Raw genomic sequence first — 9,989 nt, 5'->3', positions numbered from 1 at the left:
GACGCCATGGAAAACGTCAAGGCCACCGCCACCGACGCCGCCCAACACGTCAAGGACGAAGGCCAAACCGCCGCCTCCGACGTCAAAGCCACCGCCACGGACGCCAAGGACCACGTCCAAAACACGTAACGCCGATAACAAACTAAAGAGTCCAAGTACGACGCCGGCCGGCCCGCTCAACGCGGGCCGGCCGTTTGTCTGTGGTCAGCTGTTTGCGGTCAGGTGTTGAATGGAGGTGTCGGGCCAGGCAGTAGCGCGGGCTCAGGCCCGGCCCTTCAGGATCAGGTTCCAATAGATTCCAGGGAAAAGGTCGCGCTCGAGGATCCAGGTGGAATGCCGCTCCTTCGCCACTCCGACTTTGGGGATCGTGGGCATCGGCTTGTACTCGTCGTCGAACTCGGCGAACACCACAGTTGACCGGGACACGGTGAAGGGGCAAGCGGAGTAGCCGTTGTACTTGGTCTTAGGCTCCTCACCTTTGGTAACCGCTTTAAGATTCTTCGCCAGCACGGTGGTCTGTTTCCGCAGCGCCGCCCCGGCCTTGGAGTTTTTGGTGCCGGCGGCATCGCCCAGGGACCAGACGTTCGGATACCTGGGGTGACGGAGCGTCTCCGGATCCACTTCCACGAAGCCGCCGTCGTCACCCGGTGCCGGCAATTCGGTGTTCTTGAGCCAGTCAGGCGCCGACTGCGGCGGCACCGCGTGCAGTACGTCGTAGGCGAGGCTCTCGCTCGAGCCGCTGGCGGAGTTGTGGATTTGCAGGGCGCGGGCCTCCGCGTCCACGGCGGTCACCTCGCTGTTGCACCGCAGCTCGATGCCGTACTCGGCGATCTTGCGGTTCAGTTCCTCGTCCACGCCGGGCACGCCGTAGACCGTGGGAGTCGGCACCACCATGACCACCCGGATGTTGGACAGCACTCCCTGCTGGCGCCAGTAGTCGCAGGCAAGATACATGGGCTTCTGCGAGGCGCCGCCGCATTTGACCGGTCCCGAAGGCATGGTGAAAACGGCCGTTCCGCTCCTCAGCCCGCTGAGCAGGGCCCAGGTCTTGGGAGCCAGCTCATACACATAATTCGAGGAGGCATGGGACGAATCCATGGCCTCCGCCAGGCCAGGCACCTTGTGCCAGTCGAGCTGCAGGCCCGGGCACACCACCACGTGGCCGTAGCTGAGCCGAATCCCGGACGCCAGTTCCACAGTGTTCGTTTCCGGTTTGATGTCCACGGCGCTGTCCGGAATCCACGTCACACCCTTCGGCATGACGGACTCCTGCGGGCGCACGGCTTCGGCGGCCTCGGCGGTGCCGCCCCCGATGTGCGAGAACAGCGGCTGGAACAGATGCCTGCCGCTGGGTTCAACCACCGCGACATCGCGGACACCGTAGCGCCGCAGCCGCGCGGCCAGCGATATACCGGCGTTACCGCCGCCGACCACCAGCACGTTGTACCGCCGTCGTCCGCTGGCGGGCCCGGAGGTCCCGGCGGCCTCAGCACGGTTCCCGGTCGACGGCGGAACGGGCGGTGTGCTGGAACGCGGAGGACCTGATTCCGGTGCCATGGGAATCAGCCCTTCTTTTCCGTCAGGGCGCCCGCTTTGTGCGCGGCTCTTGCCCCCGACTTTGCGGACTCCACAACATACTGCGGTTCGTCATCGCTGGCCAGGTGGGTGTGGCCGTCGAGCTCGAAGTCGCTGGTTTTCTTTTCGATGATCTTGCCGTGGGTCTTTCCCTGTGGAGTGTTCCACTCCACTTCGGTGCCCTTGGTCAGTGCCACGCGTGCTCCTCGAGTCGGGGTGGGGTTCGAGATCTGGTGGATCAGGATCTGGCGAGCTGGATCTGGCGGTGGGGACCGGCGTCGGCCATCAGGACCGACACTACAGCCGGCGGCAGTGACCGGCCAGAGCCGGCGCCGATCTGATGTGCCTGAGAGCTCACTCTTGTTCGGCCGCCGGAATCGCTGGACTATGCCCCGGCGCACCACCAGACTGTCTATTACAGCTGGTCATGCCGCCTTTGTGGGGTAAGGCCCAACCTCATTCGGCCTTCGCTCTGAGAGGACACCGCCATGGAGAACCTGCCAGCCATCCTGCCGCTGATCATCATTGTTGTCTCGGTGCTTCTGGGCATTCTGGTTGTCTGGCTGGCCGTCAAACTCATGTGGAAAGTGGCCGAGCCAAACGAGGCCCTCATAATTTCCGGTCTGACGCGCGGCACCCTGGAAAGCACCGACGGGATGGATTTCAAGATCGTCACCGGCAAGGGCGCACTGGTGGTTCCGGGCCTGCAGACCGTCCGGACGCTGTCCCTCACCCTGAACGAGACGGAGCTGAAGGTCTCCTGCGTCACGTCCCAGGGGATCCAGGTGATCGTTGAAGGCGTAGTCATATACAAAATCGGGGACGCCCCGGCTTTTATTGCCAATGCCGCCCGGAGGTTTCTTGGCCAGCAGCCCAAAATGGAAAGCCAGGTGTACAACGTCTTCGAGGGCCACCTGCGTTCCATTATTGGCAGCATGACCGTGGAGGAAATTATCCGCGAGCGCGACAAGTTGGCGTCGCAGGTCCGCGGCGCGAGCGGTGTGGAAATGGAAAAGCTGGGACTCGTAGTTGATTCCCTGCAGATCAAGGACCTCCAGGACCCGACGGGCTACATCCAGAACATCGCCAAGCCGCACATCGCCCAGGTCAAGATGGAGGCCCGCATTGCGGAGGCCACCCGCAACCGCGAGGCCGCTGAGCGGGAAGCCGAGGCCGCCGCCCAGGTTGCCGACGCCCAGAGCCTGTCCGCCATCAAGCAGTCGGCCGCGCAGGCCAACGCGGAGCGCGCGAGGGCCAATGCGGCACAGGCCGGCCCGCTGGCAGACGCCACCGCCCGCCAGCAGGTGGTGGTCCAGGAAACCGAGGTGGCAAAGCTCGAGGCGGACCGCGAGGAACAGAAGCTGCAGACCTCCATCCGCAAGCCTGCCGACGCCAAGGCCTACGCACAGCGCACCGAGGCGGAGGCGCAGAAGGCCGCGGACATCAGCGCAGCCGAAGCCCGAGCCAAGCGGACGGAACTCGAGGCCCAGGCCAATGCCCGCCGGGTGGAAGTGGAAGCGCAGGCCAGTGCGAGCGCGGCTGCGGCCATTGCCGGAGCCACCCGGGTGACGGGCGAGGCCGAGGCGGCGGCCACCAAGGCGCGCGGCGATGCCGCGGCGTCCGCCATCAAGGCGAAGGCGCTGGCAGAGGCGGAGGGCATCAAGGCCCGCGGCGAGGCGCTGGAGAGCAACCAGGACGCCGTCATTGCCCAGCAGCTGGCGGAGAACATGCCGTCCATTGTGGCGGCGGCGGCCGAGCCGTTTGGACACGTGGACCAGCTCACCGTCCTGAACGGCGCGGACGGCCTCAACAGCATGGTGGGCGGGATCATCACCCAGGCGGGCTCGTTCCTGCCACGGCTGTCAGGTGCGCTGAAGAACGGGCAAAACCATGCCAAGCAGCCGCCGAAGCAGCCCGGCGCCTAGAACCGTCGCCCAGGGAAGCACGGGGAAAGCCGAGGGACATGGCGCACAGGAACGTCGACCGAACCCTGACCGGGAAGATCGGCAGGGTGAGCGGGCAGATTGGCCCCGGAACCGTGGGCGAGGTCATGCTCGCCTACCGAGGCGGCACCAGCGCCTTCCACGCCCACCCGTTCGACAAGGTCAGTGTCTTCACAGTGGGTGACGAGGTGCTGGTCATCTACTTCGAACCGCCGCAGACCGTCTTCGTGGATGAATTGCCGGACGTTCTCCGTCACGAGGGACGGTAGCCCCGCCTGTTAATCCAACCTTCCTTTCCCGGTCACGCTCGCTCCCCCGCACGGTTAGACGGCAGGAACACCGTTGAGGTGTGAGGATCGCTATCGTTGCCGAATCATTCCTGCCGCTGATGAACGGAGTCACGCACTCCATCCTGCGGGTGCTTGAGCATCTGCAGGAGCGGGGCGATGAGGTGCTGGTGATTGCGCCGTCGACGTCGGACGCTGATGTTCTGGACGTTGTGCACGGCGCGTTTGTGCACCGGCTGCCCTCCGTTCCGCTGGCCGGTTACACGAACGTGCGGGTAGCGCCGGGAGGTGTGTACCGGGTCAAGAGAATCCTTGCCGACTACGCACCGGACGTGGTCCACCTGGCGTCGCCGTTCGTGCTCGGCTGGCGTGCGGCGCAGGCCGCGCACCAGCTGGGGATCCCCACCGTCGCCATCTACCAGACCGAGGTTCCCAGCTACGCCGCCCGGTACGGGGTGCCGTTCCTGGAGAACTGGGCCTGGAACCGGGTGGAAAACATTCACCTCCTGGCATCCCGGACGCTGGTGCCGTCCACTTTCGCGCTGAACCAGTTGCGCGGCCGCGGGATTCTGCGGGTGGGCATGTGGCGGCGCGGTGTGGATACTGCACGTTTTGCGCCGGGAAAGCGCGACGACGGCTGGCGGGTTTCCGTGGCCCCTGGCGGCGAGCGGATCATCGGCTACGTCGGCCGGCTGGCCGTGGAGAAGCAGGTGGAGGACCTCGCCGTGCTGGCAGACGTTCCGGGCACCCGCCTGGTGATCGTGGGCGATGGTCCGCAGCGGGCGGCGCTGGAGGAGGCCCTCCCCACCGCGGCGTTCACGGGTTTCCTCGGCGGCGAGGATCTGGCCCGAGCCATGGCGTCATTCGATCTGTTCGTCCACCCGGGCGAGTTCGAGACCTTCTGCCAGACCATCCAGGAGGCCATGGCATCCGGCGTGCCGGTGGTGGCCACTGGCCGCGGCGGCCCGCTGGATCTGGTGGAAAATTCCCGCACCGGCTGGCTCTACGAGCCCGGTGACTTGGCCGGCCTGCGCCGGCATGTTAGGGACCTGACGGGCGACGACGCCAAGCGCCGTGCGTTTGCGGCGGCAGCTTACACCTCCGTCCAGGGCCGGACGTGGCAGGCCCTGTGCGCGGAGCTGGTGCGGCACTACAAGGAGGCCATTGCCGGCACCCCCCTCCCCACCGACACCCTAGCCTCGCAAGCTCGGCCAGGGAACCCTGTCGGCGTGGGCCCATAGTCATTCAACGGATCGCGGCCGGAGCCAGCATCGCTCCTCGAACCAGAAACCAAGACCACCCAAGGAGCCACCCTGTGAAGATTTCCGTGATCGGCTGCGGCTACCTCGGTGCCGTGCATGCTGCCACCCTCGCCTCCATGGGCCACACCGTGATGGGGATCGATGTCGACCCGGCCCGGGCCGAGCAGCTCGCCGGCGGCCGGGCCCCCTTCTTCGAGCCAGGCCTCGACGAGCTCCTGCGCGACGGCCGCGCCACCGGCCGCCTCAGCTTCTCCACGGACTTCACGGACGCCGCAGGCGCACAGCTGCACTTCCTCTGCGTGGGCACGCCGCAGTCCAAGACCTCCGACGGCGCCGATCTCAGCTACCTGGTCTCCGCCACCAAGAGTCTCCTTCCGCACCTGAGCCGGGGTGCCGCCGTCGTCGGCAAATCAACCGTGCCCGTGGGCACCGTTGACCGGCTGGGGCGCATGCTCGCCGCGCGGCCGGACGTGCTGCTGGGCTGGAATCCGGAGTTCCTGCGGCAGGGCACCGCGGTGAAGGACACGCTGGTGCCGGACCGGCTGGTGTACGGCGTGCCCGGCGGCAAGGATGGCGCGTTCGGGCGCCGCAGCGACGGCGCGCAGGGAGCTGCCCGCGGTGTGACGGCCGTGCTGGACGCGGTGTACGAGCCGCTGCTGCGCGCCGGCATCCCGCGGCTCGTGTGCAATTTCGCGACGGCGGAACTGATTAAGTCGGCGTCGAACGCCTATCTGGCCACGAAGGTCAGCTTCATCAACGCGATCTCGGAACTGTGCGACGCCGCCGGCGCTGACGTCACCGAACTGAGCGAGGCGATGGGCATGGATCCGCGCATCGGCAACCGCTACCTGCACGCCGGGCTGGGGTTCGGCGGGGGCTGCCTGCCCAAGGACATCCGCAGTTTCCGGGCCCAGGCGAACGCGCTGGAGGTCCGGTCCGTGGACGACTGGATGGGTGTGGTGGACTCCATCAACGTCGGCCAGCGGGCCCGGACCGCGGAGGTTGCCCGGGAACTCTGCGGCGGCATGATCGCCGGCCGGACGGTCACCGTACTCGGCGCGGCGTTCAAGCCGGACACGGACGACATCCGTGACTCCCCCGCCCTCGACGTCGCGCTCCGGCTCGCCTCTGCCGGGGCGCACGTGACGGTGACGGACCCGAAGGCCATCAACAACTCATGGATGCGCTACCCGCAACTGCGGTTTGAGGCCTGTGCCACGAAGGCACTCGAGGGTGCCGAGCTGGTGCTGCTGCTGACCGAATGGGCCGAGTACCGCGAACTGTCGCCGGCTGCCGTCGGGCAGCTGGTACGACGCCGGACGGTGCTGGACGCACGGAACGTGCTGGACGCGGCGGCCTGGCAGGCCGAAGGCTGGACGGTGCGCGGGCTCGGCACCCAGGCGGCGCCGGTGGTTGGGCACGTCTCGGCTGGTTGAGTCTGGGCCCGCTGATTGAGCTTGCCGAAACCAAGGACCTACGCCAGAACTCCATCTCGGCAAGCTCGATCAGCGGTACGATCTTGCTGAGGGGGTGGACGCTCAATGAGTTTCTCGCGGTCTCACGTTATGGTCGCATGACGGCGGCTTCCGCACGCCCTGAGGGGACGGCAGCCAGCTACGCCGCCCTGTTCGATTCCCTGCCGGACGCGGTCCTGGTGGTCGGCAGCGATGGTGTCATCACGCAGGTTAATGCCGCTGCGGAACGTCTCTTTGGCTACGGCAGGCTGCGGCTCGTGGGCCAGGACCACCGCATGCTCCTCGCCGAAGGCTACCGCAGCGGCTTCGACCGCCTCTTTGCCGCCCTGCGCAGCGAGTCCGGAGACATCGCGGCCGCGCAAACCCCTTTCGAGTCCTACGGGCTGCGCAGCGACGGCACGGAGTTCCACGGCGAGGTGGCATGCTCGCTACTGGAGTCCGAAGACGGCCCATCGCTGGTAGCGGCGGTCCGGGCCACGTTCCACCGGCAGGAGGCCGACGCCGAGCTGCGGGAGGCGATGTCGCTGCTCAGCGCCACGCTGGAGTCGACGGCGGATGGCATCCTGGTGGTGGGCGCCGACGGCAAGATCGCCGGCATCAACGAGCAGTTCACCAAGATGTGGGGCATTCCCCGTGACCTCATGGCCGCGGGCGACGATGCAGCGGTGATTGATTTCGTGCTTGGCCAGCTCTCGCACCCCGAGAGCTTCCTGAACAAGGTCAACGAACTGTACGCTCGCCCGACCGCCGAAAGCCACGACACCCTGGAGTTCCTCGACGGCCGCACGTTCGAACGGTATTCACGGCCGCAGCGGGTGGGGAACGTCGTCGTGGGCAGGGTCTGGAGCTTCCGGGATGTCACGCCGCGGCGCCGGGCGCAGGAGCAGGCCCGGCAAGCGATGGCGGATCTGGCCGAACAGGCAGAACAGCTGAAAGCCATGGCGTTCCAGGATCCGCTCACCGGGCTGGCCAACCGCAAGCTGTTCCATGACCAACTGTCCGAGGCGCTGCACGGGCGCAGTAGTACCGCCGTCGACGTTCTCCTCCTGGACCTGGACGACTTCAAGGAGGTCAACGACATCCTTGGCCACGCCGCCGGAGACCAGATGCTCGTGGAGGTGGCTCGCCGGCTGAGGGCCTGCGTCCGGCCGGATGACACTGTGGCCCGGCTGGGCGGTGACGAGTTCGTCGTGCTCCTGACCGGATCTGCTGATGCCGAGTCCGTCGCGGAGCGCATTGTGCACTCGCTCAATGTCCCGGTGTGGATCGAAGGGTCCATGCTGCGGCCCAGCCTGAGCCTGGGGATCGCGTCGCTATGCGCGGACGCGGTGGCGGCGTCGGAGCTGCTGCGCCGCGCGGATGTGGCGATGTACGCGGCCAAAGCCGCCGGCAAGAACCGGTACATGCGGTTCAAGCCGGAGATGATGACGGCCCTGGTGCAGCGGACCGACATGGAGGCGGGGCTGCGGCTCGCCGTCGACAACGACGAGATCCGGGTGAGCTACCAGCCGGTTGTTTCGCCTCACCTGGGAGAGGTGATCCAGTTCGAGGCCCTGGCCCGGTGGGAGCGCGACGGCAGGAATGTCCCGCCAACGCAGTTCATTCCGACGGCGGAGCGCAGCGGGCTGATCTCAGCGATCGGCCAGCAGATGATGCGGGAAAGTTTTATTCAGCTAGGCGCCTGGCTTTCCGGCGGCGCTGAGCGTTCATTGGCCGTCAACGTGTCCGGCGTTCAGCTGCGGGACCGCGATTTCGCCGGCAATGTGCTGGGCACGGCCGAATCCCACGGCATGGACCCCGGGCAGCTGGTGCTGGAGGTGACGGAGAGCGTGTTTTTCGACCCCGACGATCACGAGATCAGCCAGCTCGCGAGTCTGCGCAGCGCCGGCGTGCGGGTTGCCCTCGACGATTTTGGCACCGGCTACTCGTCGTTGGGCCGGCTTCAGGACCTGCCTGTGGACGCGGTGAAGATCGACCAGTCCTTCGTCTCCATGGTCCGCACCGGCGCGGAGAAGCTGCCGATCCTCAGCTCCATGATCAACATGGCCCACAGCCTGGGCCTCAGCGTCACCGCGGAGGGCATCGAGACTGCCGAGCAGGCCGCCTACCTAACGGACCTGCAGTGCGACGCGCTGCAGGGCTTCCTGTTCTCGGTTCCTGAATCTGAGAGCGGCCTCGATCAGGCCATCCGTCGCTCAGCCGAGGCGCTCCGGGCGCTTGAGGGACTTCGCCTCCGCCGCTGAGTTCAAACCCTCCCTCAGCTTTCGCCGTGTTTGGACGGACCCTCCCTCATCTTTCGCCGCTCGCACCAAGCCCTAGCCGAAGCCCGTCCCTACGGGGCCGGCCGACGTCAGGCGTTGTCGAGTTCGGACGCGTCCACTGGTTCGCCTGCACTCACGAGCTCCAGGCTGCGGTCCCAGAAGTCCCTTGCCAGCTCGGCGTCGTAGGCCTGCTTGTTGGCCTTCGCCAGCACACGCTTGACGTAGAAGGCGCCGGGCACCCAGTCGCGTCCGGGCGTGGAAGTAGCGAGCCAGACAAGCGTGTCAGCACCCTGCTCGGCCGAGAGCAGGAACCGGTTTAGGACAGTCTTGTAGGCATGGCGGAACCAGCTCGTGGACTCCGCAGCGAAATTGGTCGCCACGACGCCGGGGTGGAAGGCGGCCGCCGCAATGCCGTCCTTCCCGTAGCGGTTCTGCAGTTCCGCGGTGAACAGGATGTTCGCCAGTTTCGCGGTCCCATAGGCGCGGTTTGTCGAGTAGCTCCGCTCGGAGTTGAGATCCGTCAGATCCAGCCGCCCGAATCCGTTGGCAGCACTCGAAGTATTGATGATGGTGGCACGGCTGGCGGTGAGAATGTCCAGCAGCTCGGTCGTGAGCAGGAACGGCGCCAGGTGGTTGATCTGGAACGTCTTCTCATGGCCGTCGGCTGTCAGCTCGTGGCCGCGCATGATCCCGCCGGCGTTGTTTACCAACACATCGATCCGCGGGTACCTTTTCCGCAGCGACGCGGCCAGGTCGCGCACCTGCGCCAGCTCCGCGAAGTCACAGACGAAGTAGTCCACGCCCAGTTCCGCACCCACCGCTGCAGTCTTCTCCGGTGAACGCCCGACGACGACGATCCGCTCACCCGACCGGGCCAGGCTCCGTGCGGCCGCTGCCCCGATGCCATCGCTGGCGCCGGTGATGATGATGGTGCGCTGGGGCATAAGGTGTCCTTTGCTGGGGGTTGATCCGCTGATCCACGAGACGGTTACCCTCCTACAACGGCGCCCGGCCAGGACATGTTCCCCAGCCGGGGGGAGGGTGTTAAATGGGTCAGGCCCCGACGTTAGTGTCGGGGCCTGAGCCGTAAATAGTGTCCGGCGGTGACCTACTCTCCCACACCCTCCCGGGTGCAGTACCATCGGCGCTGTGGGTCTTAGCTTCCGGGTTCGGAATGGGACCGGGC

General features: G+C 66.6%; 8 protein-coding genes and 1 rRNA gene (1 of these 9 only partly in view). 5 read left to right on the top strand and 4 right to left on the bottom strand.

The window, feature by feature from the left end; genetic code table 11:
• Window positions 1-261 precede the first annotated feature (261 nt).
• Window positions 262-1,557 carry an NAD(P)/FAD-dependent oxidoreductase gene (locus tag G9E11_RS11090; RefSeq protein WP_190605551.1) on the bottom strand — a complete coding sequence of 432 codons (1,296 nt, stop codon included), beginning with the start codon at window positions 1,555-1,557 and terminating at the stop codon, window positions 262-264.
• A gap of 5 nt (window positions 1,558-1,562) precedes the next feature.
• Entirely contained in the window at window positions 1,563-1,772 is a 210-nt protein-coding gene (locus tag G9E11_RS11085; protein WP_190605549.1) for a hypervirulence associated TUDOR domain-containing protein, read from the bottom strand.
• A 291-nt stretch (window positions 1,773-2,063) separates the two neighbouring features.
• Between G9E11_RS11085 and G9E11_RS11080 the strand changes: the two genes are divergently transcribed.
• The 5 genes from G9E11_RS11080 to G9E11_RS11060 all read left to right on the top strand — a co-directional run bounded on the left by G9E11_RS11080 (window position 2,064) and on the right by G9E11_RS11060 (window position 8,785).
• On the top strand, window positions 2,064-3,500 hold the full coding sequence (locus tag G9E11_RS11080; protein WP_190605547.1) for a flotillin family protein: 1,437 nt from the start codon (window positions 2,064-2,066) through the stop codon (window positions 3,498-3,500).
• 38 nt (window positions 3,501-3,538) lie between these two features.
• On the top strand, window positions 3,539-3,787 hold the full coding sequence (locus tag G9E11_RS11075) for a hypothetical protein (RefSeq protein WP_190605544.1): 249 nt from the start codon (window positions 3,539-3,541) through the stop codon (window positions 3,785-3,787).
• Window positions 3,788-3,867: 80 nt separating this feature from the next.
• Window positions 3,868-5,046, top strand: a complete 1,179-nt coding sequence (locus tag G9E11_RS11070) for a glycosyltransferase family 4 protein (RefSeq protein WP_190605541.1) — start codon at window positions 3,868-3,870, stop codon at window positions 5,044-5,046.
• A 74-nt stretch (window positions 5,047-5,120) separates the two neighbouring features.
• Window positions 5,121-6,503 (top strand): UDP-glucose dehydrogenase family protein, encoded by a 1,383-nt coding sequence (locus G9E11_RS11065; RefSeq protein WP_190605539.1) that lies wholly within the window; start codon window positions 5,121-5,123, stop codon window positions 6,501-6,503.
• A gap of 137 nt (window positions 6,504-6,640) precedes the next feature.
• Window positions 6,641-8,785, top strand: coding sequence for a putative bifunctional diguanylate cyclase/phosphodiesterase (locus G9E11_RS11060; protein ID WP_190605537.1), 2,145 nt, complete (start codon window positions 6,641-6,643; stop codon window positions 8,783-8,785).
• A 107-nt stretch (window positions 8,786-8,892) separates the two neighbouring features.
• On the opposite strand, the gene G9E11_RS11055 is transcribed toward G9E11_RS11060, so the two are convergent.
• Window positions 8,893-9,747: an SDR family NAD(P)-dependent oxidoreductase gene (locus G9E11_RS11055; RefSeq protein ID WP_190605535.1), complete on the bottom strand. Its 855-nt coding sequence runs from the start codon at window positions 9,745-9,747 to the stop codon at window positions 8,893-8,895.
• A 151-nt stretch (window positions 9,748-9,898) separates the two neighbouring features.
• Window positions 9,899-9,989 (bottom strand): 5S ribosomal RNA (gene rrf / locus G9E11_RS11050) (it continues 24 nt past the right edge of the window).

Source organism: Arthrobacter ipis, assembly GCF_014694315.1.
Taxonomy (GTDB): Bacteria; Actinomycetota; Actinomycetes; order Actinomycetales; family Micrococcaceae; genus Arthrobacter; species Arthrobacter ipis.
The sequence above is the reverse complement of the archived record's forward strand: the minus strand, read 5'-3'. Positions and strand labels throughout refer to the sequence as shown.